30 protein-coding genes and 1 tRNA gene are annotated in these 24,336 nt (G+C 65.4%); 30 read left to right on the forward strand and 1 reads right to left on the reverse strand.

Going from position 1 to position 24,336, the window contains the following annotated elements; genetic code table 11:
- The first annotated feature begins 17 nt into the window (after positions 1–17).
- The 22 genes from A9Z05_RS18790 to tatC all read left to right on the forward strand — a co-directional run bounded on the left by A9Z05_RS18790 (position 18) and on the right by tatC (position 15,917).
- Positions 18–980, forward strand: coding sequence for a VacJ family lipoprotein (locus A9Z05_RS18790; protein WP_069619504.1), 963 nt, complete (start codon positions 18–20; stop codon positions 978–980).
- A 111-nt stretch (positions 981–1,091) separates the two neighbouring features.
- On the forward strand, positions 1,092–1,721 hold the full coding sequence (locus A9Z05_RS18795; RefSeq protein WP_012492305.1) for a phospholipid-binding protein MlaC: 630 nt from the start codon (positions 1,092–1,094) through the stop codon (positions 1,719–1,721).
- Positions 1,718–1,993, forward strand: a complete 276-nt coding sequence (locus A9Z05_RS18800) for a lipid asymmetry maintenance protein MlaB (protein WP_050013131.1) — start codon at positions 1,718–1,720, stop codon at positions 1,991–1,993. The genes A9Z05_RS18795 and A9Z05_RS18800 overlap by 4 nt, the downstream gene beginning before the upstream one ends.
- Before the next feature lie 192 nt (positions 1,994–2,185).
- On the forward strand, positions 2,186–3,112 hold the full coding sequence (locus tag A9Z05_RS18805; RefSeq protein ID WP_050013130.1) for an ABC transporter ATP-binding protein: 927 nt from the start codon (positions 2,186–2,188) through the stop codon (positions 3,110–3,112).
- Complete coding sequence (locus A9Z05_RS18810; protein ID WP_249190555.1) at positions 3,109–3,930, forward strand: ABC transporter permease; 822 nt, start codon at positions 3,109–3,111, stop codon at positions 3,928–3,930. Before A9Z05_RS18805 ends, A9Z05_RS18810 begins: the two co-directional genes overlap by 4 nt.
- A 55-nt stretch (positions 3,931–3,985) precedes the next feature.
- The gene (locus tag A9Z05_RS18815) at positions 3,986–4,225 is read left to right on the forward strand and encodes a BolA family protein (RefSeq protein WP_006477131.1); all 240 of its coding nucleotides are present in this window, start codon (positions 3,986–3,988) and stop codon (positions 4,223–4,225) included.
- A gap of 14 nt (positions 4,226–4,239) precedes the next feature.
- Positions 4,240–5,589, forward strand: coding sequence for a UDP-N-acetylglucosamine 1-carboxyvinyltransferase (gene murA, locus A9Z05_RS18820; protein WP_069619430.1), 1,350 nt, complete (start codon positions 4,240–4,242; stop codon positions 5,587–5,589).
- Positions 5,586–6,239, forward strand: a complete 654-nt coding sequence (gene hisG, locus A9Z05_RS18825) for an ATP phosphoribosyltransferase (RefSeq protein ID WP_050013128.1) — start codon at positions 5,586–5,588, stop codon at positions 6,237–6,239. The genes murA and hisG overlap by 4 nt, the downstream gene beginning before the upstream one ends.
- A 24-nt stretch (positions 6,240–6,263) precedes the next feature.
- A complete protein-coding gene (gene hisD, locus A9Z05_RS18830; protein WP_027783351.1) occupies positions 6,264–7,580 on the forward strand; it encodes a histidinol dehydrogenase in 1,317 nt (438 codons plus the stop codon).
- 140 nt (positions 7,581–7,720) lie between these two features.
- Entirely contained in the window at positions 7,721–8,794 is a 1,074-nt protein-coding gene (gene hisC / locus A9Z05_RS18835) for a histidinol-phosphate transaminase (RefSeq protein ID WP_069619431.1), read from the forward strand.
- 65 nt (positions 8,795–8,859) lie between these two features.
- Positions 8,860–9,447 carry an imidazoleglycerol-phosphate dehydratase HisB gene (gene hisB / locus A9Z05_RS18840; RefSeq protein ID WP_069619432.1) on the forward strand — a complete coding sequence of 196 codons (588 nt, stop codon included), beginning with the start codon at positions 8,860–8,862 and terminating at the stop codon, positions 9,445–9,447.
- A gap of 60 nt (positions 9,448–9,507) precedes the next feature.
- Entirely contained in the window at positions 9,508–10,128 is a 621-nt protein-coding gene (locus A9Z05_RS18845; protein ID WP_069619433.1) for a YchE family NAAT transporter, read from the forward strand.
- Positions 10,125–10,766, forward strand: coding sequence for an imidazole glycerol phosphate synthase subunit HisH (gene hisH, locus A9Z05_RS18850; protein ID WP_069619434.1), 642 nt, complete (start codon positions 10,125–10,127; stop codon positions 10,764–10,766). Before A9Z05_RS18845 ends, hisH begins: the two co-directional genes overlap by 4 nt.
- 164 nt (positions 10,767–10,930) lie before the next feature.
- Positions 10,931–11,686 carry a 1-(5-phosphoribosyl)-5-[(5-phosphoribosylamino)methylideneamino]imidazole-4-carboxamide isomerase gene (gene hisA, locus A9Z05_RS18855; protein WP_006477123.1) on the forward strand — a complete coding sequence of 252 codons (756 nt, stop codon included), beginning with the start codon at positions 10,931–10,933 and terminating at the stop codon, positions 11,684–11,686.
- Positions 11,687–11,792: 106 nt separating this feature from the next.
- Complete coding sequence (gene hisF / locus A9Z05_RS18860; protein WP_069619435.1) at positions 11,793–12,566, forward strand: imidazole glycerol phosphate synthase subunit HisF; 774 nt, start codon at positions 11,793–11,795, stop codon at positions 12,564–12,566.
- The gene (hisI, locus tag A9Z05_RS18865) at positions 12,566–12,982 is read left to right on the forward strand and encodes a phosphoribosyl-AMP cyclohydrolase (protein ID WP_069619436.1); all 417 of its coding nucleotides are present in this window, start codon (positions 12,566–12,568) and stop codon (positions 12,980–12,982) included. The genes hisF and hisI overlap by 1 nt, the downstream gene beginning before the upstream one ends.
- Positions 12,979–13,344 carry a phosphoribosyl-ATP diphosphatase gene (locus tag A9Z05_RS18870; RefSeq protein WP_011546603.1) on the forward strand — a complete coding sequence of 122 codons (366 nt, stop codon included), beginning with the start codon at positions 12,979–12,981 and terminating at the stop codon, positions 13,342–13,344. Before hisI ends, A9Z05_RS18870 begins: the two co-directional genes overlap by 4 nt.
- A gap of 70 nt (positions 13,345–13,414) precedes the next feature.
- The gene (locus A9Z05_RS18875; RefSeq protein ID WP_069619437.1) at positions 13,415–13,807 is read left to right on the forward strand and encodes a hypothetical protein; all 393 of its coding nucleotides are present in this window, start codon (positions 13,415–13,417) and stop codon (positions 13,805–13,807) included.
- 31 nt (positions 13,808–13,838) lie between these two features.
- Entirely contained in the window at positions 13,839–14,204 is a 366-nt protein-coding gene (locus A9Z05_RS18880) for a histidine triad nucleotide-binding protein (protein WP_069619438.1), read from the forward strand.
- Between the two features lie 94 nt (positions 14,205–14,298).
- Positions 14,299–14,529: a Sec-independent protein translocase subunit TatA gene (gene tatA, locus A9Z05_RS18885; protein WP_006477115.1), complete on the forward strand. Its 231-nt coding sequence runs from the start codon at positions 14,299–14,301 to the stop codon at positions 14,527–14,529.
- Positions 14,530–14,553: 24 nt separating this feature from the next.
- Positions 14,554–15,087 (forward strand): Sec-independent protein translocase protein TatB, encoded by a 534-nt coding sequence (gene tatB, locus A9Z05_RS18890; RefSeq protein WP_069619439.1) that lies wholly within the window; start codon positions 14,554–14,556, stop codon positions 15,085–15,087.
- A 41-nt stretch (positions 15,088–15,128) separates the two neighbouring features.
- Positions 15,129–15,917 carry a twin-arginine translocase subunit TatC gene (tatC, locus tag A9Z05_RS18895; protein WP_050013119.1) on the forward strand — a complete coding sequence of 263 codons (789 nt, stop codon included), beginning with the start codon at positions 15,129–15,131 and terminating at the stop codon, positions 15,915–15,917.
- Positions 15,918–16,103: 186 nt separating this feature from the next.
- On the opposite strand, the gene A9Z05_RS18900 is transcribed toward tatC, so the two are convergent.
- Entirely contained in the window at positions 16,104–17,309 is a 1,206-nt protein-coding gene (locus A9Z05_RS18900; protein WP_069619440.1) for a Do family serine endopeptidase, read from the reverse strand.
- 21 nt (positions 17,310–17,330) lie between these two features.
- On the opposite strand from A9Z05_RS18900, the gene A9Z05_RS18905 reads away from it, so the two are divergent.
- The 8 genes from A9Z05_RS18905 to A9Z05_RS18940 all read left to right on the forward strand — a co-directional run bounded on the left by A9Z05_RS18905 (position 17,331) and on the right by A9Z05_RS18940 (position 23,862).
- Positions 17,331–18,077, forward strand: coding sequence for a Nif3-like dinuclear metal center hexameric protein (locus A9Z05_RS18905; RefSeq protein WP_069619441.1), 747 nt, complete (start codon positions 17,331–17,333; stop codon positions 18,075–18,077).
- A 219-nt stretch (positions 18,078–18,296) separates the two neighbouring features.
- On the forward strand, positions 18,297–18,917 hold the full coding sequence (gene petA / locus A9Z05_RS18910; protein ID WP_034209785.1) for a ubiquinol-cytochrome c reductase iron-sulfur subunit: 621 nt from the start codon (positions 18,297–18,299) through the stop codon (positions 18,915–18,917).
- Complete coding sequence (locus A9Z05_RS18915) at positions 18,917–20,299, forward strand: cytochrome bc complex cytochrome b subunit (protein ID WP_069619442.1); 1,383 nt, start codon at positions 18,917–18,919, stop codon at positions 20,297–20,299. The genes petA and A9Z05_RS18915 overlap by 1 nt, the downstream gene beginning before the upstream one ends.
- A 21-nt stretch (positions 20,300–20,320) precedes the next feature.
- Positions 20,321–21,079: a cytochrome c1 gene (locus A9Z05_RS18920; RefSeq protein WP_006477108.1), complete on the forward strand. Its 759-nt coding sequence runs from the start codon at positions 20,321–20,323 to the stop codon at positions 21,077–21,079.
- A gap of 94 nt (positions 21,080–21,173) precedes the next feature.
- Positions 21,174–21,785, forward strand: coding sequence for a glutathione S-transferase N-terminal domain-containing protein (locus A9Z05_RS18925; RefSeq protein ID WP_006400565.1), 612 nt, complete (start codon positions 21,174–21,176; stop codon positions 21,783–21,785).
- Positions 21,786–21,854: 69 nt separating this feature from the next.
- Positions 21,855–22,376 carry a ClpXP protease specificity-enhancing factor gene (locus A9Z05_RS18930; protein ID WP_069619443.1) on the forward strand — a complete coding sequence of 174 codons (522 nt, stop codon included), beginning with the start codon at positions 21,855–21,857 and terminating at the stop codon, positions 22,374–22,376.
- An 18-nt stretch (positions 22,377–22,394) separates the two neighbouring features.
- Positions 22,395–22,470, forward strand: a tRNA-Thr gene (locus tag A9Z05_RS18935).
- Positions 22,471–22,644: 174 nt separating this feature from the next.
- Complete coding sequence (locus A9Z05_RS18940) at positions 22,645–23,862, forward strand: integrase arm-type DNA-binding domain-containing protein (protein ID WP_069619444.1); 1,218 nt, start codon at positions 22,645–22,647, stop codon at positions 23,860–23,862.
- Positions 23,863–24,336: the final 474 nt, after the last annotated feature.

Genomic DNA, 24,336 nt, shown 5'->3' on the forward strand with positions numbered 1-24,336 from the left:
AACAAGAGGGAATGACCATGCACACGATCCGCATCAGGCACGCCGCGCTGGCGATGGCGGCAGTCGCCGCGTTGAGCGGCTGCGCGACCGTGCAGACGCCGACCAAGGGCGATCCGCTCGAAGGCTTCAACCGGTCGATGTACAAGTTCAACGACACGGTGGACACGTACGCGCTGAAACCGGTCGCGAAGGGCTACCAGTACGTGGTGCCGCAGCCGGTGCGCGACAGCGTGACGAACTTCTTCTCGAACATCGGTGACGTGTACATCGCGGCGAACAACATCGTGCAGTTGCGGATCGCGGACGGCGTCGGCGACATCATGCGCGTCGTGATCAACACGGTGTTCGGCGTCGGCGGCCTGTTCGACGTCGCGACGATCGCGAAGCTGCCGAAGCACACGGCCGACTTCGGGATCACGATGGGCCGCTACGGGATGCCGTCGGGCCCGTATCTGGTGCTGCCGCTGCTCGGCCCGAGCACGCTGCGCGACACGGCCGGCCTCGGCGTCGACTACGTCGGCAACCCGCTCACCTACGTGAAGCCGGACGGCCTGAGCTGGGGCCTGTTCGGCGTGAACCTGGTCAACACGCGTTCGAACCTGCTCGGCGCGGGCGACGTGCTGGATGCCGCGGCGCTCGACAAGTATTCGTTCGTGCGCAACGCGTACCTGCAGCGTCGCCAGATGCTGATCAGCAACGCGCGCGGCGAGGCCGCCGCGACGTCGAGCAACGATGCGCTGCCGAAGTACGACCTGCCGGAAGACGGCGCGGCACCGGCGGCAGCCGGCGCGGCCGGTACGGCGGGCGCGGCAGCGGTGGGCGGCGCGGCGCCGGCGCCGGCATCGGGCGCGGCGGTTGCTGCGCCGGCCTCGGGCACGGCCGAATCGCCGAACCCGGCCAGCGAGACGAACGTGCCGGCGATGCAGGTGGCGCCGCCGTCGCCGGGCGGGCTCCGGTTCCCGAGCATCCGGCTGCACTGACGGATTTACATTCGTTACAGCCGGAAACGATTCAGTCGGTAGCGTATGCGAACTTGCGCGTAAGCTACCTGCTCCAACCTTGGCATCGACTCATTCATGCAGGCCACTATGATGAAAAAACTGTTCCTGATCCCCGTTTTCGCGGCGCTGTTCTCGTTCGGCAGCGCGGCTCACGCGCAAGTCGACCAGTCGAACCCGCAGGCGCTGATCAAGACGGCGACGCAGCAGGTGCTCGACGAAGTCAAGCAGCAGACGATCAAGCAGGGCGACACCAACCGCATCATCTCGATCGTCAACAAGGACATCCTGCCGTACACCGATTTCCGCCGCACCACGCAGCTCGCGATGGGCCGCAACTGGCGCACGGCGACGGCCGAGCAGCAACAGCAGGTTCAGGAGCAGTTCAAGCTGCTGCTGATCCGCACGTATTCGGGCGCGCTGGCGCAGCTGAAGCCGGACCAGCAGATCCAGTACCCGCCGTTCCGCGCCGATCCGGCCGATACCGACGTCGTGGTCAAGACGGTCGCGATGAACAACGGCCAGCCGGTCCAGATCGATTACCGCCTGTACAAGACGGCGAACGGCTGGAAGGTGTATGACCTGAACGTGCTCGGCGCGTGGCTGATCCAGACGTACCAGCAGCAGTTCAACGAAAAGATCCAGCAAAGCGGCGTGGAAGGGCTGATCCAGTTCCTGACGCAGCGCAACCAGCAACTTGCCGCCGGCAAGCAAGCGTCGTGAGCGGCTTCGAAGCCGGCTCCTCGCTGACCGTCGCGAGCGCGAAGTCCGCGCTCGCGGACGGTCTTGCGCGCATCGGCGCGGGCGCGACCGCCGTCGATTGCGCGGCGCTCACGCAATTCGACTCGTCCGCGCTCGCCGTGCTGCTCGCATGGCAACGTGCCGCCAAGACGCGCGGTGCAGCCCTCGACATCCTCAATCTCCCTCCGAAGCTCGCCAGCCTCGCGCGCGCGTACGGCGTCGACGCGCTCATCGAAGGCACCGGCCGACATTGACCCTGTCCGATCGAAGCCTGCCGCGCCAGCCGGCGCGCGCACGCTTCGGGCCGCGCGCCGCCGGCGCCGGCTCCCCCAGCCGGTTTGCCCTATAATCAAGCGTTTTGCGGGGCAGCCAATCGGCGTCCGGCCCCCATTTTCTTTCGCAGCAAGCACAGAATAGGCGTCGCGGCCCTGGCGTCGCGCACAGTCATGTCAGCCATAGAAATCCGTCACGTCAAGAAGCGCTACAAGTCGCTTCAGGCGCTCAAGGGCGTCAGCCTGTCGGTCGAGGAAGGCGAGTTTTTCGGTCTGCTCGGCCCCAACGGCGCAGGCAAGACCACGCTCATCAGTATCCTCGCCGGGCTCGCCCGGGCCGACGAAGGCAGTATCTCGGTGCGCGGTCACGACGTCGTCCAGGACTTCCGCAACGCCCGCCGCTCGCTCGGCGTCGTGCCGCAGGAACTCGTTTTCGACCCGTTCTTCACCGTCCGCGAGACGCTGCGGATCCAGTCCGGCTATTTCGGGCTGCGCCGCAACGACGACTGGATCGACGAAGTGATGGCCAATCTCGATCTCACCGAGAAAGCCGACGCGAACATGCGCGCGCTGTCGGGCGGGATGAAGCGCCGCGTGCTCGTCGCGCAGGCGCTCGTGCACCGGCCGCCGGTGATCGTGCTCGACGAGCCGACCGCCGGCGTCGACGTCGAATTGCGCCAGACGCTGTGGAAATTCATCTCGCGCCTGAACCGCGAGGGTCACACGATCGTGCTGACCACCCACTACCTCGAGGAAGCCGAGTCGCTGTGCGACCGCATCGCGATGCTGCGCCGCGGCGAAGTCGTCGCGCTCGATCGCACCGACGCGCTGCTGCGCCGCTTCGCGGGCCTGCAGCTGTACCTGCGGTTCGCGACCGGCGCGCTGCCGGCCGAACTGCGCGGGCTGGAAACCGACCCGGCCGCGCGCGCGCCGGGCGAGCACCTGCTGCGCCTCGCGAGCTACGACGAGGTCGAACGCATCCTCGCGCAATGCCGTGCGGCCGGCTGCACGTTCGACGAGATCGAGGTCCGCAAGGCCGACCTCGAGGATGTGTTCGTCCAGGTGATGAACGGGGCCGAGGTGATCGAGGGTCTGGCATGAATCAACACTCCCCACGCGAACTGCGTTCGCTGCCGCTCGAAGGGGCGGCCCGGCGCGTGCCGGGAAGCGGGTTCCGCACGCTGTTCTACAAGGAACTGCTGCGTTTCTGGAAGGTGTCGTTCCAGACGGTGTGCGCGCCGATCGTCACGGCGCTGCTGTACCTGACGATCTTCGGCCACGCGCTGTCGGGCCGCGTCGAAGTGTATCCGGGCGTCGAGTACGTGAGCTTTCTCGTGCCCGGCCTCGTGATGATGAGCGTGCTGCAGAACGCGTTCGCGAACAGCTCGTCGTCGCTGATCCAGTCGAAGATCACCGGCAACCTCGTGTTCATGCTGCTGCCGCCGCTGTCGTACCGCGACATCTTCGGCGCGTACGTGCTCGCGTCCGTCGTGCGCGGGCTCGCGGTCGGCGCCGGCGTGTTCGTCGTGACGATCTGGTTTGTCCCGATGCACTTCGCGGCGCCGTTGTTCATCATGGCGTTCGCGCTGCTCGGCTCCGCGATTCTCGGCACGCTCGGCCTGATCGCCGGGATCTGGGCCGAGAAGTTCGACCAGCTCGCCGCGTTCCAGAACTTCCTGATCATGCCGCTGACGTTCCTGTCCGGCGTGTTCTATTCGACGCACTCGCTGCCGCCCGTGTGGCGCGAAGTGTCGCGTCTCAACCCGTTTTTCTACATGATCGACGGCTTCCGTTTCGGGTTCTTCGGCGCGTCCGACGTCAACCCGTTCGCGAGCCTCGCGATCGTCACCGGTTTCTTCGTGCTGCTCGCGCTGATCGCGATGCGGCTGCTCGCGACCGGCTACAAACTGCGTCATTGATATCGACAGGCCGCGGCCGCCGCAGGGCGGCGCGCGCCGACAGGAGCCTTACACCATGTTGCCGACTCCCGAACAGGTCAAGCAATACATCGCCGGCGGTCTCGCCTGCACGCATCTGGAAGTCGAAGGCGACGGCCAGCATTTCTTCGCGACGATCGTGTCGGCGGCCTTCGAAGGCAAGCGGCCGATCCAGCGGCACCAGCTCGTCTATGCGGCGCTCGGCGATCGCATGAAGCAGGAAATTCACGCGCTCAGCATGAAGACGCTGACGCCCGCCGAATGGCAGAACGCATAAACGGAAATCACTGAGTGCAAGTCACCGTCAACGAGCGCGACGCCGTCCAGAGCGTCGCCACGGCACACCCGGCCGCCAACGGGGAATCGCAGGGACTGGGGATGGACAAGCTCGTGATCGAAGGCGGTCGCCGGCTGTCGGGCGAGATCGTCGTGTCGGGCGCGAAGAACGCCGCGCTGCCGATCCTGTGCGCGGGGCTGCTCAGCGCCGAGCCGGTCGAACTCGACAACGTGCCGAACCTGAAGGACGTGCGCACCACGCTGAAGGTGCTGAACCAGATGGGCGTGAAGAGCGAAACGGACGGCTGCCGCGTGCAGCTCGACGCATCGCGCGTCGACAACCTCGTCGCGCCGTACGAGCTCGTGAAGACGATGCGGGCGTCGATCCTCGTGCTCGGGCCGCTGCTCGCGCGCTTCGGCGAGGCGAAGGTGTCGCTGCCGGGCGGCTGCGCGATCGGCGCGCGGCCGGTCGACCAGCACATCAAGGGCCTGCAGGCGATGGGCGCGGAGATCAGCATCGAGCACGGCTTCATCGAAGCGCGCGCGAAGCGCCTGAAGGGCGCGCGCATCGTGACCGACATGATCACGGTGACGGGAACGGAAAACCTGCTGATGGCCGCGACGCTCGCCGACGGCGAGACGGTGATCGAAAACGCCGCGCGCGAGCCGGAAGTGAGCGATCTCGCACACTTGCTGGTCGCGATGGGCGCGAAAATCGACGGTATCGGCACCGATCGCCTCGTGATCCAGGGCGTCGAGCGGCTGCACGGCGCGCGCCATTCGGTGATCCCAGACCGTATCGAGGCCGGCACGTTCCTGTGCGCGGTCGCGGCGGCCGGCGGCGACGTGATGCTGACGGGCGTGCGCCCGCACATCCTCGACGCGGTGATCGACAAGCTGCGCGAAGCCGGCGTGTCGATCGAGGAAGGGGACAGCTGGCTGCGCGTGAAGATGGAGCGCCGCCCGTCGGCGGTGACGATCCGCACGTCGGAATACCCGGCGTTTCCGACCGACATGCAGGCGCAGTTCATGGCCCTCAATACGGTCGCGACGGGCACCGCGCAAGTCGTCGAAACCATTTTCGAGAACCGCTTCATGCATGTGCAGGAGCTGAACCGGCTCGGCGCGAACATCACGATCGACGGCAACACGGCGCTCGTGACCGGCGTCGACAAGCTGTCCGGCGCGAACGTGATGGCGACCGACCTGCGCGCGTCGGCGAGCCTCGTGATCGCCGGGCTGCGCGCGGACGGCGAAACGCTCGTCGACCGCATCTATCACCTGGACCGCGGCTACGACCGCATGGAAACCAAACTGACCGCCGTCGGCGCGAACGTGCGCCGCCTCTCCGGGAGCCAAGCATGACCGCGCCGCTGACCCTTGCCCTGTCGAAGGGCCGGATCTTCGAGGAAACCCTGCCGCTGCTGGCCGCCGCCGGCGTGCAGGTGGCCGAGGATCCGGAAACGTCGCGCAAGCTGATCCTGCCGACGACCGATCCGAACCTGCGCGTGATCATCGTGCGCGCGAGCGACGTGCCGACCTACGTCGAATACGGCGCGGCCGATTTCGGCGTGGCCGGCAAGGACGTGCTGGTCGAGCACGGCGGCTCGGGCCTGTACCAGCCGATCGATCTGAACATTGCGCGCTGCCGGATGTCGGTGGCCGTGTCCGCCGGTTTCGACTATGCGAACGCGGTGCGCCAGGGCGCGCGCCTGCGGGTCGCGACGAAATACGTCGAAACGGCGCGCGAACACTTTGCCGCGAAGGGCGTGCACGTCGACCTGATCAAGCTGTACGGCTCGATGGAGCTCGCGCCGCTGGTCGGGCTGGCCGACGCGATCGTCGACCTCGTCAGCTCGGGCGGCACGCTGAAGGCGAACAATCTGGTCGAGGTCGAGGAGATCATGGCGATCTCGTCGCGCCTCGTCGTGAACCAGGCCGCGCTCAAGCTGAAGCGCGCGGCGCTCAAGCCGATCCTCGACGCGTTCGAACGCGCGTCGCAGAATGGCGGTTGAGCGCATCACCGTAACGGAACTCCCATGTCCATCACCATCCGCAAGCTCGATTCGACGAACGAAGGCTTCGGCGCCGCGCTGCGCGCCGTGCTCGCGTTCGAGGCGAGCGAAGACGAAGCGATCGAGCAGTCGGTCGCGCAGATCCTCGCCGACGTGAAGTCGCGCGGCGACGCCGCGGTGCTCGAATACACGAACCGCTTCGACCGGCTGAGCGCGGACAGCGTCGCCGCGCTCGAACTGCCGCAGGACGCGCTGCAGACGGCGCTCGACGGCCTCGCGCCGAAGGCGCGCGCGGCGCTGGAAGCGGCCGCGGCGCGGGTGCGCGCGTACCACGAGAAGCAGAAGATCGAGTGCGGCACGCATAGCTGGCAGTACACGGAGAGCGACGGCACGGTGCTCGGCCAGAAAGTCACGCCGCTCGACCGCGTCGGCCTGTACGTGCCGGGCGGCAAGGCCGCGTATCCGTCATCGGTGCTGATGAACGCGATTCCCGCGCGCGTCGCGGGCGTCGGCGAGATCGTGATGGTCGTGCCGACCCCGGACGGCGTGAAGAACGACCTCGTGCTCGCCGCGGCGCTGCTCGGCGGCGTCGATCGCGTGTTCACGATCGGCGGCGCGCAGGCGGTCGGCGCGCTCGCGTACGGCACGGCGACGGTGCCGGCCGTCGACAAGATCTGCGGTCCCGGCAACGCGTACGTCGCGTCGGCGAAGCGCCGCGTGTTCGGGACGGTCGGCATCGACATGATCGCCGGGCCGTCGGAAATCCTCGTGCTGTGCGACGGCACGACCGATCCGAACTGGGTCGCGATGGACCTGTTCTCGCAGGCCGAGCACGACGAACTCGCGCAGTCGATCCTGCTGTGCCCGGACGGCGCGTTCCTCGATCGCGTCGAGAAGGCGATCGACGAGCTGCTGCCGACGATGCCGCGCCAGGACGTGATCCGTGCGTCGCTCGAAGGCCGCGGTGCGCTGATCAAGGTGCGCGACATGGCCGAGGCGTGCCGGATCGCGAACGACATCGCGCCGGAACACCTCGAAATTTCCGCGCTGGAGCCGCAGCAATGGGGCCAGCAGATTCGCCACGCGGGCGCGATCTTCCTCGGCCGCTACACGAGCGAGAGCCTCGGCGACTACTGCGCGGGCCCGAACCACGTGCTGCCGACGTCGCGCACCGCGCGCTTCTCGTCGCCGCTCGGCGTGTACGACTTCATCAAGCGCTCGAGCCTGATCGAGGTCAGCGCGGAGGGCGCGCAGACGCTCGGCGAGATCGCGTCCGAACTCGCCTACGGCGAAGGGCTGCAGGCGCACGCAAGGAGCGCCGAGTTCCGGATGAAGGGCTGACCGCGCCGGGTGCGCGGGCCGGGCGGGCGCCGAGGCGCCGGCACCGGCCGCCCCGGATCGGGGCAGGGGACGAGCGCAGGGCGGCAGCCGCCGCCTTGCCGACCATTTGACGCCGGCGCGATGCACGCCGGCTTGAGACCATGACGACGCCACAAGACATCATCCGCCGCGACGTGCTCGCGATGACGAGCTATCCGGTTCCCGACGCGAGCGGGTTCGTGAAGCTCGACGCGATGGAGAACCCGTATTCGCTGCCGGAGCCGCTCGCCGCGGCGCTCGGCGAGCGGCTCGCGCAGGTCGCGCTGAACCGCTACCCGGCGCCGCGCCCGGCCGCGCTGCTCGACAAGCTGCGCCATGCGATGCGCGTGCCGGCCGGCTGCGACGTGCTGCTCGGCAACGGTTCCGACGAAATCATCAGCATGATCTCGGTCGCGTGCGCGAAGCCGGGTGCGAAGGTGCTCGCGCCGGTGCCGGGCTTCGTGATGTACGAACTCTCGGCGAAGTTCGCGCAGCTCGAGTTCGTCGGCGTGCCGCTGAAGGCGGACCTGACGCTCGATGCCGACGCGCTGCTCGCGGCGATCGCCGAGCACCGGCCGGCGATCGTCTATCTCGCGTATCCGAACAACCCGACCGGCACGCTGTACGACGACGCCGATGTCGAGCGGATCGTCGCGGCCGCGCGGCACAGCCTGATCGTGATCGACGAGGCGTACCAGCCGTTCGCCGAGCGCTCGTGGCTGCCGCGCGCGGGCGAGTTCGACAACGTCGTCGTGATGCGCACGGTGTCGAAGCTCGGCCTCGCGGGCATCCGCCTCGGCTATCTCGTCGGCACGCCCGCGTGGCTGAACGAGTTCGACAAGGTGCGCCCGCCGTACAACATCAACGTGCTGACCCAGGCGACCGCCGATTTCCTGCTCGACCACCTCGACGTGCTCGACGCGCAGGCGGCCGAATTGCGCGCGGAACGCGCGCGCCTCGCGCAGGCGGTGGCCGCGCTGCCGGGCGCGACGGTGTTCCCGAGCGCCGGCAATTTCCTGCTGGTGCGCGTGCCGGACGCCGCGGCCGTGTTCGATGCGCTGCTCACCGAGCGGGTGCTGGTCAAAAACGTGAGTAAAATGCATCCGTTACTGGCCGAATGCGTGCGGCTGACCGTCGGTTCTCCCGACGAAAACGCCCGCCTGCTGGCCGCCTTGAAACTCGCGCTGCCCGGTTGAGCCCAGGGCGCGGCGGCGCGCGACGATCAATCCCCATTTACATCAGACTCAATCAAGGAATTGCCATGCGTGTGGCGGAAGTCGTTCGCAATACCAGCGAAACGCAGATCCGTGTGAAGCTCGATCTCGACGGCACCGGCCGGCAGAAGCTGGCCACCGGCGTGCCGTTTCTCGACCATATGCTCGACCAGATCGCGCGACACGGTCTGGTCGATCTCGAGGTCGAAGCGCATGGCGACACGCATATCGACGATCACCACACGGTCGAGGATGTCGGTATCACGCTCGGTCAGGCCGTCACGAAGGCGATCGGCGACCGCAAGGGCATCCGCCGCTACGGCCATTCGTACGTGCCGCTCGACGAGGCGCTGTCGCGCGTCGTGATCGACTTCTCCGGCCGGCCGGGCCTCGAATTCCACGTGCCGTTCACGCGCGCGCGGATCGGCACGTTCGACGTCGACCTGTCGATCGAGTTCTTCCGCGGGTTCGTGAACCACGCGGGCGTCACGCTGCATATCGACAACCTGCGCGGGATCAACGCGCACCATCAGCTCGAGACGGTGTTCAAGGCCTTCGGACGCGCGCTGCGCGCGGCGGTGGAACTCGACGAGCGCGCGGCGGGGCAGATTCCGTCGACGAAAGGCAGCCTCTAACTTCCGAACGGACGACGCCAAGGACAACCTCACGGCTTCGGCGCGGCGCGCCGGCTTGCGATGGATCTGCTCAAATCGTTCATTTCGCTGCTCGCGCTGATCAACCCGGTCGGCGCGGTGCCGTTCTTCCTGAGCTTGACGGCGCAGCAGACGGACGACGAGCGGCGGCGCACGATCCGGATCGCATCGGTGTCGGTGTTCTGCGTGATGACGGTGACCGCGCTGCTCGGGCAGCAGATCATCAACTTCTTCGGCATTTCGGTCGGGTCGCTCGAAGTGGGCGGCGGGATCATCATGCTGCTGATGGCGATCAACATGCTGAACGCGCAGATCGGCAACACGCGATCGACGCCGGAGGAACGCCACGAAGCCGAGCTGAAGGACAACATCGCGGTCGTGCCGCTGGCGATTCCGCTGCTCACGGGCCCCGGCTCGATCAGCACGGTGATCATCTATGCGGCGAACGCGCATCACTGGTATGAGCGGGCCGGGCTGGTCGCGATCGGCGCGGTCCTGGCTTTTCTGTGTTTCGTCGCGATGCGGCTCGCCGAGCCGATCGCGACCTGGATCGGCCGCACCGGCATCAACATCGCCACGCGGCTGATGGGTCTGATGCTGTCGGCGCTGGCGGTGGAATTCATCGTCGATGGACTGAGGGCGCTACTGCCTGCACTGAGATGAAAACTTCGATTGCGATTGTGGATTATGGGATGGGCAACCTGCGCTCGGTCGCGCAGGCGCTCAAGAAGGCCGAACCGGCCGCCGACGTGGCGATCGTCGACACGCCGGCCGCGATTCGCGCGGCCGACCGCGTCGTGCTGCCCGGCCAGGGCGCGATGCCCGACTGCATGCGCTGCCTAGGCGAATCGGGCTTGCAGGAGGCCGTGATCGACGCATCGCGCACCAAGCCGCTGCTCGGCGTATGCGTCGGCGAGCAGATGCTGTTCGACTGGAGCGCGGAAGGCGACACGAAGGGTCTGGGCCTCCTGCCCGGCAAGGTCGTGCGCTTCGAGCTCGACGGCCGCGTGCAGGACGACGGCTCGCGCTTCAAGGTGCCGCAGATGGGCTGGAACCGCGTGCGCCAGGCGCAGCCGCACCCGCTGTGGGACGGCGTGCCCGACGACGCGTATTTCTACTTCGTGCACAGCTATTACGTGAGCCCGGACAACCCGGCGCACACGGTCGGCGAAACGGCCTACGGCGCGCCGTTCACGTCCGCGGTCGCGCGGGACAACATCTTCGCGACCCAATTCCACCCGGAGAAGAGCGCGGAAGTCGGGTTGCGTCTGTATCGCAACTTCGTACACTGGAAGCCGTAAAACGTGGCGCGCGAGCCACAGTCGACCTGGCCGAACGGCCTGTCGTGCATGGCGCGCGCGCTTAAGCACCGAAAGAGTTGTACTAAACTAGCGAGACGGCGCGGCACCGGTTTGGCCGGTACGCGCCTGATTCTTTTCATTTTCCACGACGACACCCGATTGCTATGTTGCTGATTCCGGCCATCGACCTCAAAGACGGTCAGTGTGTGCGCCTCAAACAGGGCGATATGGACCAGGCCACGATTTTCTCCGAGGACCCGGCGGCGATGGCCCGCAAGTGGGTCGATCTCGGCGCCCGACGGCTCCATCTCGTCGACCTGAACGGCGCATTCGCCGGCAAGCCGAAGAACCTCGAGGCGATCGAAGCGATCCTCGACGAAGTCGGCGACGAAATCCCGGTCCAGCTCGGCGGCGGCATCCGCAGCCTCGAGACGATCGAGAAGTATCTCGACGCCGGCCTGTCCTACGTGATCATCGGCACCGCGGCAGTGAAGAACCCGGGCTTCCTGCAGGACGCGTGCACCGCGTTCTCCGGCAGCATCATCGTCGGGCTGGACGCGAAGGACGGCAAGGTCGCGACCGACGGCTGGAGCAAGCTGACCGGCCACGAAGTGATCGATCTCGCGAAGAAGTTCGAGGACTACGGCGTCGAATCGATCGTCTACACGGACATCGGCCGCGACGGGATGCTGCAAGGCATCAACATCGACGCGACCGTGAAGCTTGCGCAGGCGGTCGGCATCCCGGTGATCGCGTCGGGCGGCCTGTCGAACCTCACGGACATCGAGAGCCTGTGCGAAGTGGAAGAGCACGGCGTCGAAGGCGTGATCTGCGGCCGGGCGATCTACTCCGGCGATCTCGATTTCGCGGCCGCGCAAAAGCGCGCGGACGAACTGAACGGCGAACTCGACAACGCGTAACCGCGATCGTCCCGTTCGCCGGGGCTGCCCGCGGGCGGCCCCGACCGGAAGCCTCGCGCGAGGCTTCCGCAACCGGCCGTCCCAGCGCGGCATTTGGCGCAACATCATGGCTCTAGCTAAACGCATCATCCCCTGCCTGGACGTGACCGCCGGGCGTGTCGTCAAGGGCGTCAATTTCGTCGAGCTGCGCGACGCCGGCGACCCCGTCGAAATCGCCCGCCGCTACGACGACCAGGGTGCCGACGAACTGACCTTCCTCGACATCACCGCGACGTCCGACCAGCGCGACCTGATCCTGCCGATCATCGAAGCCGTCGCGTCGCAGGTCTTCATTCCGCTGACCGTCGGCGGCGGCGTGCGCGCCGTCGAGGACGTGCGGCGCCTGCTGAACGCGGGCGCGGACAAGGTCAGCATGAATTCGTCGGCGGTCGCGAATCCGCAGCTCGTGCGCGACGCGGCCGACAAGTACGGCTCGCAGTGCATCGTCGTCGCGATCGACGCGAAGCGCGTGTCTGCCGACGGCGAGACGCCGCGCTGGGAAGTGTTCACGCACGGCGGCCGCAAGAACACGGGCCTCGACGCGATCGAATGGGCGCGCAGGATGGCCGAGCTCGGCGCGGGCGAGATCCTGCTCACGAGCATGGACCGCGACGGCACGAAGTCGGGCTTCGACCTCGCGCTCACGCGCGGCGTGTCGGACGCGGTGCCGGTGCCGGTGATCGCGTCGGGCGGCGTCGGCTGCCTGCAGGATCTCGCGGACGGCATCAAGGACGGCCGCGCCGACGCGGTGCTGGCCGCGAGCATCTTCCACTACGGCGAGCACACGGTCGGCGAGGCGAAGCGCTTCATGGCCGACCAGGGCATCGCGGTGAGGCTGTGATGAATACCGAAACGAAATCGGTGCCCGCGTGGCTCGACAAGGTCCGCTGGGACGACAACGGCCTCGTGCCGGTGATCGCGCAGGAGGCGTCGACGAACGACGTGCTGATGTTCGCGTGGATGAACCGCGAAGCGCTCGCGAAGACGATCGAGACGCAGCGCGCGGTCTACTATTCGCGTTCGCGCAAGCGCCTGTGGTTCAAGGGCGAGGAGTCGGGCCACGTGCAGCACGTGCACGAGGTGCGGCTCGACTGCGACGAGGACGTCGTGCTGCTGAAGGTCGAGCAGGTGTCGGGCATCGCGTGCCACACCGGCCGGCATTCGTGCTTCTTCCAGAAATTCGAAGGTACGGTGGACAGCGGCGACTGGGTCGCGGTCGAGCCGGTGCTGAAAGACCCCGAACACATCTACAAATGACGCAATCGACCGAAGACACGCTGCTGCGCCTGGCGGCCGTGATCGACAGCCGCAAGGGCGGCGATCCCGATCAATCGTACGTATCGCGCCTGTTCCACAAGGGCGACGACGCCGTGCTGAAGAAGATCGGCGAAGAGGCGACGGAAGTCGTGCTGGCCGCGAAGGACGTGCGCCAGGGCGGCGCGCCGAGCGCGCTGGTCGGCGAGGTGGCCGACCTGTGGTTCCACTGCCTCGTGATGCTGTCGCATTTCGACCTGAGCCCGGCGGACGTGATCGCCGAACTCGAGCGCCGCGAAGGCCTGTCGGGCATCGAGGAAAAAGCGCTGCGCAAGCGCCGCGAGCGCGAGGAAAACGGCGGGTGACGAACAGGGCCCGCCGCGGTGGCAACAGTGCGGTAAGCTGTAAGAATTGTCATCTAACGGGGGTAGCATCATGAACGATACGTCGAACCAGTTTCCGACGCCGGCGGTGCCGGGAGCCGCGGATGCCGAGCGCCTGAACGGGCTGCGCACGCTGACCCACGTGCTGTACGGTCTTTATGCAATTCACTGGCTGACGGGCGGCGTCACGGGCATCATCGCGATCATCATCAACTACGTGAAGCGCGGCGACGTGGCCGGCACGCCGTACGCCGATCACTTCGAGTGGCAGATCCGCACGTTCTGGCGCGCGCTGATCGCTTACGTGATCGGGTTCGCGCTGATGTTCGTCGTGGTCGGATTCGTCGTGATGTTTGTCACGTGGATTTGGACGCTGTACCGTATCATCAAGGGTTGGCTGTACCTGAACGACAACAAGACGCTCGATCCGCAGGCGTGGTTCTGACCGGCCGCACGCGGGCGTTTGCAGGAGCAACATGAGTCACGATCCGAATTGCCTGTTCTGCAAGATCGCGGCAGGCGAGATTCCGAGCACGAAGGTGCACGAGGACGACGAATTCGTCGCGTTCCGCGACATCCGGCCGGCGGCCGATACGCACGTGCTCGTGATTCCGCGCCGGCACCTGCCGACGCTGTCCGCGGCGGTCGACACCGATGCGCCGATGCTCGGCCGGCTGATGCTGCTCGTCGCGCGTCTGGCCGACCAGCTCGGCGTCGCGTATACGGGCGGCGAAACCGGTTTTCGCACGGTGATCAACACGGGCCCGGGCGGCGGGCAGGAGGTCTACCACCTGCACGCGCATATCCTGGCCGGCCCGCGCCCGTGGCAACGGATGGGTTGACGACGCGGGGCGTTTCCCCGCATCCGATAGTCGAAGCCGGCGCGTCGCCGGCAATTTACGCCGCATCGCGGCGTGGTTGAGGAGAGGTTTCATCATGGGTGGATTGAGCATTTGGCACTGGCTGATCGTGCTGCTGATCGTCGCGCTGGTTTTCGGTACGAAGAAGCTGCGCAACATCGGCAACGACCTCGGTAGCGCCGTGAAGGGTTTCAAGGACGGCATGAAGGAAGGCGAAACGCCGGCGGACGCGCAGCAACTGCCGCGTTCGGGCGCGGTCGACGTCAACGCGAAGGAAACGACGCGTTCCGATTCGAACAAGGCGTAACGCCGGCACGCTGAGGCATTCGCGATGCTGGATCTCGGTCTTTCGAAGATGGCGCTGATCGGCGTCGTCGCGCTCGTGGTGCTCGGCCCCGAGCGCCTGCCGCGCGTCGCGCGTACGGCAGGCGCGCTGTTCGGCCGCGCGCAGCGGTACATCAACGACGTGAAGGCCGAGGTCTCGCGCGAAATCGAACTCGACGCGCTGCGGACGATGAAGACCGATTTCGAATCGGCCGCGCGCAATGTCGAGACGACGATTCACGACAACCTGCGCGAGCACGAGAAGGAACTGAACGACACGTGGCATTCCGCGGTCGGCGGTCTCAACGAAGGCTCGGTCGATGCCGGCGTGCACGGTAGCGACACGCCCGCGGCGCCGTCGTGGCGTGGCGGCAGCACGGCCGCGCTTGCGCCGAAGCGTCGCAACTGGCGCATCAAGCAGGCGGCGACGCCTGTCTGGTACAAGCGCGCGACGACCCGCCGCACGCACGTGCAGTCGGGCGCCGCGCGTGTCGCGCGCCACCAGCCGGCCAGCCTGCGCCGGCCGACGCGCTTCTTCTGAGTCGAGCGCATGCTCGCTCGTCAATCCTACCGAGGGCCGGTGTGAGCGACCCCCAGCAGAACCCGGGCGACGCCCCGGAAGAAACCTTCATTTCCCATCTCGTCGAGCTTCGCGATCGCATCATTCGCGCGGGGCTGGCCGTGATCGTCGTGTTCGTCGGGCTCGTGTACTGGGCGCCGGACATCTTCAAGCTGCTCGCGCGGCCGTTGATGGAGAACCTGCCGAAAGACGGCAAGATGATCGTCACCGACGTCACCGGCTCATTCTTCGTGCCGATGAAGGTCACGATGCTCGTCGCGCTCGTGATCGCGCTGCCGATCGTGCTGTACCAGATCTGGGCGTTCGTCGCGCCGGGGCTGTACCAGCACGAGAAGAAGCTCGTCACGCCGCTCGTCGGCAGCAGCTACGTGCTGTTCCTGTGCGGGATGGCGTTCGCGTACTTCCTCGTATTCCCCACGATCTTCCGCGTGATGGCGCATTACAACGCGCCGCTCGGCGCCGAGATGACGACCGACATCGACAACTACCTGAGCTTCGTGCTCGGGATGTTCATCGCGTTCGGGGTCACGTTCGAGGTGCCGATCGTCGTCGTGCTGCTCGTCAGGATGGGCGTGCTGTCCCTGAAGAAGCTGAAGGAGATGCGGCCGTACGTGATCGTCGGCGCATTCGTGGTCGCGGCGGTCGTCACCCCGCCGGACGTGTTCTCGCAACTGATGCTCGCGCTGCCGCTGATCGTGCTGTTCGAGATCGGCCTCTTGGCCGCGCGGTTCTTCGTGCCGAAGAAGCCGGTGGAAGAGGGTGAGGCGGGGAACGGCGAAGCCGCGAGTTGACGGCGGCGCCGCGGCGGCTTTCCGGCCCGGGGCGCCCGGTACCGCGTTGGGCCGCCAGCCGGCGCATCGCAAAGCTACCTTCCGCCAGACGCCGTTTGAAGCAAAGCAAAAAGGCAGCCAACCGGCTGCCTTTTCCCGTTTCCGCGTTGCATCATGACCGGCAGGCGGTGCGCTGCCCGCCGACCGTCATTCGCTATCGCTGTCCTGCTCGTCGAGCGTCTGCTTCGGCGGCGGCGGGCGCTTGCCGATCACGACGTTCACGTCGAACTGTTTGCCCTTGCGTACGACGTGTACCTTGGTCGGCGTGCCCGGCTTGATCTGTGCGACGACGTTCAGCAGCTTCGTCGTGTCGGTGATTTCCTCGCTATTGACGCTCACCAGGATGTCGCCCGGCTTGATGCCGGCCTTGTCGGCCGGGCCACCTTGCAGCACGCCCGCGACGATCGCGCCCGATTTCTGCTGCAACCCGAACGACTCGGCGATTTCCGGCGTGACGTCCTGCGGCTCGACGCCGATCCAGCCGCGCGTGACCGAACCCGTCGTGATGATGCTTTCGAGCACCGTGCGAGCGGTCGAGACCGGAATCGCGAAACCGATGCCGAGCGAGCCGCCCGAGCGCGAGTAGATCGCCGTGTTGATGCCGAGCAGGTTGCCGTTCACGTCGACCAGCGCGCCGCCGGAGTTGCCGGGGTTGATCGGCGCGTCGGTCTGGATGAAGTTCTCGAACGTGTTGATGCCGAGGTGATTGCGGCCGAGCGCGCTGATGATCCCCATCGTGACCGTCTGGCCGACGCCGAACGGGTTGCCGATCGCGAGCACGACGTCGCCGACGCGCGACTGGTCGGAGCGGCCAAGCGTGATCGTCGGCAGGTTCGTCATGTTGATCTTCAGCACCGCGAGATCGGTTTCGGGATCGCTGCCGATCACCTTCGCGGTGCCCGTGCGGCCGTCGGCGAGCGCGACTTCGATCTGGTCGGCGCCGTCGACGACGTGCTGGTTCGTTAGAATGTAACCTTCAGGGCTCACGATAACGCCCGAGCCGAGGTTGGCGGCCGGTTCGTCCTGCTGCTTGCGGGCGTTGCGGTCGCCGAAGAAGTAGCGGAACAGCGGATCCTTCGCGCGCGGGTCGGGCGGCAGCGAGCCGTCCTTGCTGGAGAACACGTTGACGACGGCCGGCATCGCCTTCTGCGCGGCTTCGGCATACGACGTGGTCGCCGGTGCGCCGCCGATGCCCGGCGCGACTTCGCGTAGCGCGACGATCGGCGTGGCGAGCTGCTTGCCGAGCTGTCCTTGCCGTTGCAGCCATTGCGGCTTGAGCGTCACGACGATGAACATCAGCGCGAGCAGTACGGTCACCGCCTGCGCGAAGAACAGCCAGAAGCGTCTAAGCATCTGAATGGATTAGAGGTTTATATGGATCGGATCGAACTCGAATTGTACTTGAACAATACCCTTGAAACCGCGCGCTTCAAGGACTATTGCCCGAACGGCCTCCAGGTCGAAGGGCGCCGCAAGATCGAGAAGATCGCCACCGGCGTGACGGCGTCGGTCGCGCTCCTCGAAGCCGCGCTCGAATGGGGGGCGGATGCCGTGCTCGTCCATCACGGCTATTTCTGGCGCAACGAGGCGCCGCAGATCACCGGCCGCAAGTATCAGCGGCTGAAGCTGCTGCTCGCGAACGACCTGAACCTGTTCGCGTTCCACCTGCCGCTCGACGCGCACCCCCAGTTCGGCAACAACGCGCAGCTCGGCGAAAAACTCGGCCTGATCGGCGAGCAGCGTTTCGGCGAAGGCGATCTCGGCTGGATGGCGACGCTGCCGATGCCCGTCACGCTCGAGCACTTCGTCGCGAAGGTCGAGCGCACGCTCGGCCGCACGCCGCTCGTGCTCGGCGATCCGGACACGCAGCTGCGCCGCATCGCGTGGTGCACGGGCGCCGCGCAGAGCTATTTCGACGCGGCGATCGACGCCGGCGCGGACGTGTTCCTGACCGGCGAGGTGTCCGAGTCGACCACGCATGCGGCCGCAGAGAGCGGCGTCGCGTTCGTTGCGGCGGGGCACCATGCGACCGAGCGCTACGGAATCCAGGCGCTGGGGCGCCACTTGTCCGAGGAATTCGATCTCGAACACCTTTTTATCGATATTCATAATCCGGTCTGAGCAGCCGGATTTGCGGCGGTGCATCGAAATTTCTCTATGTAGCACCTGCTTAAAAGAGAAATGATTTAATCGCTCCGATAGTGGGGGATAACCCTTAACTATCAAACACTTCGAAGGGATTTTCATCTCCGGGCCTTGTAAATGGCGACTCCATTCGCGCAAACTAGCGGCGGAATGGAAAGTCGTGACGGAAAATCCAACTCAGAAGTGGGGCGTGTGATGCGAGACAAGGAAGAGAAACGCGTCGACAGCGGCCGCCGTACCTGGCTGATTGCGACATCCGTAGCAGGTGGCGTAGGAGGCGTCGCCACCGTCATACCTTTCGCGGCGTCGCTTGCGCCGTCCGCGAAAGCGAAAGCGGCCGGTGCACCGGTCGAGGTCGATATCAGCGGCCTGAAGCCCGGCGAAATGGTCACCGTGCCGTGGCGCGGCAAGCCCGTCTGGATCCTGAATCGCACCGATTCGATGCTGGCCGACGTGGTCAAGGCCGACAAGGAAGTGGCCGATCCGACCACGAAATCCCCGTATTCGATGCCGTTGCCCGCGTATTGCGCGAACGAATATCGTGCACGGGCCGATCGCAAGAACATTCTCGTCGTGATGGCCGTGTGTACGCATCTCGGCTGCACGCCTAGCCAACGCTTCACGCCGGGTCCGCAGCCGAACCTGCCGGACGACTGGCCGGGCGGTTTCCTGTGCCCGTGCCACGGTTCGACCTACGACCTCGCCGGCCGCGTGTTCAAGAACAAGCCGGCGCCTCAGAATCTCGACATCCCGCCCTACATGTTCACGTCGGCGACGACCCTCGTGATCGGCAAGGACGAGAAAGGAGAAGCGTGATGGCCGCCGACAACAAGGAAGTCTCCACGACAGGTTTCACCGGCTGGATCGACCAGCGCTTCCCGCTCACGTCCACCTGGAAGAAGCACGTATCCGAGTACTACGCGCCGAAGAACTTCAACTTCTGGTACTTCTTCGGCTCCCTCGCGCTGCTGGTGCTCGTGAACCAGATCGTCACGGGCATCTTCCTGACGATGAACTACAAGCCCGACTCGACGCTCGCGTTCGCGTCGGTCGAGTACATCATGCGCGAGGTGCCGTGGGGCTGGCTGATCCGCTACATGCACTCGACCGGTGCATCGATGTTCTTCGTGGTCGTCTACCTGCACATGTTCCGCGGGCTGCTGTACGGGTCGTACCGCAAGCCGCGCGAACTCGTCTGGATCTTCGGCTGCGCGATCTTCCTCTGCCTGATGGCCGAGGCGTTCTTCGGCTACCTGCTGCCGTGGGGCCAGATGTCGTTCTGGGGCGCGCAGGTGATCGTGAACCTGTTCTCGGCGATCCCGTTCGTCGGCCCGGACCTGTCGCTGTGGATTCGCGGCGACTACGTCGTGTCCGACGTCACGCTGAACCGGTTCTTCGCGTTCCACGTGATCGCGATCCCGCTCGTGCTGGTCGGACTCGTCGTTGCGCACCTCGTTGCGCTGCACGAAGTCGGGTCGAACAACCCGGACGGCATCGAAATCAAGGCGAAGAAGGACGAGAACGGCATTCCGCTCGACGGCATCCCGTTCCACCCGTACTACTCGGTGCACGATTTCCTCGGTGTGTGCGTGTTCCTGATGGTGTTCGCGCTGATCGTGTTCTTCTCGCCGGAGATGGGCGGCTACTTCCTCGAGGCGAACAACTTCGTCCCGGCGAACCCGCTGCAGACGCCGCCCGAGATCGCGCCGGTCTGGTACTTCACCGCGTTCTACGCGATGCTGCGTGCGACCACCGACCCGTTCAAGATCGTGCTGATGGTCGTGATCGCGCTGCTCGGCGTGCTCGCGCTGATCCGCGCGCGCGGCAAGTGGAAGGTCGGGCTGCCGGTGCTGGCCGCCGCGATCGTCGTGTTCATGTACCTGACGGAGTCGAAGTTCTGGGGCGTCGTCGTGATGGGCTCGGCGGTGATCTCGCTGTTCTTCCTGCCGTGGCTCGACCGCAGCCCGGTGAAGTCGATCCGCTACCGGCCGCTGTTCCACAAGGTGTTCCTCGGGATCTTCGTCGCGGCGTTCCTGACCCTCGCGTTCCTCGGCACGCGGCCGCCCTCGCCGGCGGCGACGCTGATCGCGCAGTTCTGCGCGTTGATCTACTTCGCGTTCTTCCTCGGCATGCCCGTCTGGACGCCGCTTGGCACGTTCAAGCAGCCGCCGGAACGGGTGCGCTTCAAGCCCCATTAACGTGAGCGAGGAGAGAACGACATGAAGAAACTGCTTTCGACACTCGCGCTGATCGGGGCGACCGCCTGTGCGCTGCTGGCGGCGCCGGCCGTGCGGGCGGAGGGTAATTTTCCGCTCGACCGGGCGCCCGATAACACGGAAAATCTCGTTTCGCTTCAGCACGGCGCGCAATTGTTTGTAAACTATTGCCTGAACTGCCACAGCGCGAACCTGATGCGCTACAACCGTCTGACGGATCTGGGCATATCCCAGAAGGAGATCGAAACGAATCTCCTGTTCACGACCGACAAGGTCGGAAACACGATGTCCGTGGCGATGCGGCCCGACGACGCGAAGAACTGGCTCGGCACCACGCCGCCCGACCTGTCGGTCGAGGAGCGTGCGCGCGGCCGCGACTGGCTGTACACGTATCTGCGGAGCTTCTACCGTGACGATACGCGGCCGACCGGCTGGAACAACGCGGTGTTCGAGAACGTCGGCATGCCCCATGTGTTGTGGCAGCTGCAGGGGCAGCGCGTTGCCAAATTCGAAGACAAGACGGACGAGGAGACGGGCGAAAAGGCCCACGTGCTCGTCGGCTTCCAGCAGGTCACGCCGGGTACGCTCTCGTCGCCCGACTACGATGCTGCGGTGGCCGACCTGGTGGCCTATATGACGTGGATGTCCGAGCCGGCCCAGCAGACCCGCAAACGCCTCGGCGTGTGGGTGCTGATCTTTCTCGGTGTCCTGACTTTCCTGGCCTGGCGGCTCAATGCCGCGTACTGGAAAGATATCAAGTAAACACGCCTGACCGGCGTGGGGCCGGCGCAAGGCGGAACCCGTGAAAGGGGTTGCGCCGCGTGCCGGCCCTCGGCTTTTTTGAGGAAACGCAAATATGATGGTTCTGTATTCCGGCACAACTTGCCCGTTCTCCCAGCGTTGCCGGCTGGTGCTGTTCGAGAAGGGCATGGACTTCGAAATCCGCGACGTCGACCTGTTCAACAAGCCGGAAGACATTTCGGTGATGAACCCGTACGGCCAGGTGCCGATCCTGGTCGAGCGCGATCTGATCCTGTACGAATCGAACATCATCAACGAGTACATCGACGAGCGCTTCCCGCATCCGCAGCTGATGCCGGCCGACCCGGTGCAGCGCGCCCGCGCGCGCCTGTTCCTGCTCAACTTCGAGAAGGAACTGTTCGTCCACGTCAGCACGCTCGAGAACGAGAAGGGCAAGGCGGCGGAGAAGAATCACGAGAAGGCGCGCCTCGCGATCCGCGATCGCCTGACGCAGCTCGCGCCGATCTTCGTGAAGAACAAGTACATGCTCGGCGAGGAGTTCTCGATGCTCGACGTCGCGATCGCACCGCTGCTGTGGCGCCTGGATCACTACGGCATCGAGCTGTCGAAGAACGCCGCGCCGCTGATGAAGTATGCCGAACGGATCTTCAGCCGCCCGGCCTACATCGAAGCACTGACGCCGTCCGAAAAGGTCATGCGTCGTTAATGTTGCAATGAAGGCATGACGGAGCGGGTGGCGGCGTGCCGCGCGCCCGCTCCGGGTTCGAGGATTGTGATGCAAGAGATTTCAACGAAGCCTTATCTGCTGCGCGCGTTGTACGAGTGGTGCACCGATAACGGTTACACGCCGCATATCGCGGTGAGGGTCGACAACTCGACGCGCGTGCCGCGTCAGTTCGTGCGTGACGGCGAGATCGTGCTCAACATCAGCTTCGAGGCGACGAGCCAGCTGCAGATGGGCAACGAGTGGATCGAGTTCACGGCCCGGTTCTCCGGGAAGGCGCACAAGATCGAGATTCCGGTGGCGAACGTTCTCGCGATCTACGCGCGCGAGAACGGGCAGGGTATGGCGTTCCAGGTCGATGCGGTCGCGGGCGAAGGCGAGGATTCGGGCGCGTTCGACGATGATGTCGTGCAAGCCGATGACGCGCAGCGTGACGAGTCCGTATCGCCGTTGGCGCCGGTCGTCGGCAGCGGCGCGAACGAGGAGCCTTCCGAAGGCGCCGACGAACCGCCGAAAACCGACGGCGACGGCTCGAAAGGCGGCAGCAGACCTCGCCTCAAGATCGTGAAATGAGGTAGAATCTCGCGCTACGCCGGCTTAGCTCATCTGGTAGAGCAGTTGATTTGTAATCATCAGGTGGCGGGTTCGAGTCCTGCAGCCGGCACCAAACACTAGTTTCAAGTAGTACCCTGAAGTCCCAAAACCCGCGTCCAGCCTAGCGCTGACGCGGGTTTTTTGTTTCAGGACGTCCCGTGAGAGGCCGGGGCATCCCCAAAATTTGGGGGTAAGATTCGGGGTATGACTTCCGGGATTTGGGGGTATGCCGTACCCCCGGCGAACAATGAAAACCAAACCTCTTACCGACGCCAAGTGCCGCAACGCTAGATTCGATGAGGCCGGGGGAAACAAACTCTTCGACGGCGGCGGCCTGTATCTCGATCTGCGCTCCAGTGGTTCGAAGAAATGGCGGCTCAAATACCGGTTCAATGGCAAAGAAAACCTGCTGACGTTCGGCGACTATCCCGCGACGTCGCTCGCTGATGCTCGGTCGAGGCGTGACGAAGCGAAGAGGCTGTTAGCGGAAGGGAAGAACCCTGCGTTCGAGCGTGACGTCGAGAAGCAGACTCGCGCCATTGCCGCACAGAACACCTTCGAGGCCGTCGCGCTGGAGTGGTACGAGGCGCAGCAAGCGACATGGAGCGCTTCGCACGCGAACCGAGTCAAGAAACAGCTCGATCGCGAGGTGTTTCCCCTGATCGGCCAGCGTCCGATTTCTTCGATCGGCGCACCGGATTTGCTCGCGGTCATTCGACGAATCGAAGGTCGAGAGGCGTTCGAGACGGCGCGCAAGACGTTGCAGACATGCGGCCAAGTCTTTCGCTATGCCGTTGCAACGAGCCGTGCCGAGCGAGATCCGTCACCGGACCTGCGAGGCGCATTGAAGGCGGTGCCCGTCAAGCATATGGCGCGAGTCGGCGAAAACGAGCTGCCGGAGTTGCTTCGCTCGATCGCTTCCTATGAAGGCGAGCCCGAGACCCGGCTCGCTCTGCGATTCCTGGCATTGACGTTCGTTCGCACCATCGAACTGCGGCAGGCCGAGTGGACGGAGATCGACGTGGAGCGCCGGGAGTGGCGAATTCCGGCCGAGAAGATGAAGATGCGCCGCGTGCATATCGTGCCGCTCGCCGAGCAGACGATCGCGCTACTTTCCGAGCTGCGCGCGCTGACGGGGCACCGTCGCTGGTTGTTCCCGAACACCCGCAGACCGTTGCAGCAGATGAGCGAGAACACGATTCTGTACGCTCTATACCGGATGGGTTATCGCAGCCGTATGACCGGGCACGGGTTCCGTGGTCTCGCTTCAACGATCTTGAACGAGAAGGGATTCAATTCCGACTGGATCGAGCGTCAGCTCGCCCACTCGGAGCAGGACGGGGTGCGGGCGGCATACAACCATGCCGAGTATCTGTCTGAGCGCCATCGAATGATGCAGTGGTGGGCGGACTATCTCGACAAGCAGAGTGGGGCGCAGATCATCCCGATCGCGGCGGCAGGATAGATCCGTGCCGCTGCGAGTATGACCCCCTTCCATGCGTCCCCCACCAGTAAAACGGACACGGCCTAGGCATAGGGTAAGCCGATGATTTGGCCCCTTATTATTATGTGCCCCCCCTATGTTTGCCGTCAGTAGAGAAAAGACGCGGGTGTGAGCCCCCGCGTCTTTGCCCTAGACGCAGGGTCCCCCGCTTTCCACCCGCCCCGACACTTGCGGCCGGCGCAACAATGCCCGATTGGGGCGCATCGCGGACACCCCCCTCAAAAACGCGTTGGCGAAGCACCTCAAATCCCGGAGAGCCGCGCCCCGCCTGGCTTCGCGATCGATACAGGCGATCGACGCCTGTCCGCTCAGTGCAAAACAAGTTGGAGATTTGGAGATAAACGCCTGAATCGGCCGCAAAGCCTTATCGGGTAAGGCTTTGCGTGTCTCCAAACGATTTGGAGAACGCTGGAGATACTGGAGATAAACCGGGCT

The organism is Burkholderia sp. A2 (genome assembly GCF_001729305.1).
In the GTDB taxonomy this organism is placed as follows: Bacteria; Pseudomonadota; Gammaproteobacteria; order Burkholderiales; family Burkholderiaceae; genus Burkholderia; species Burkholderia sola.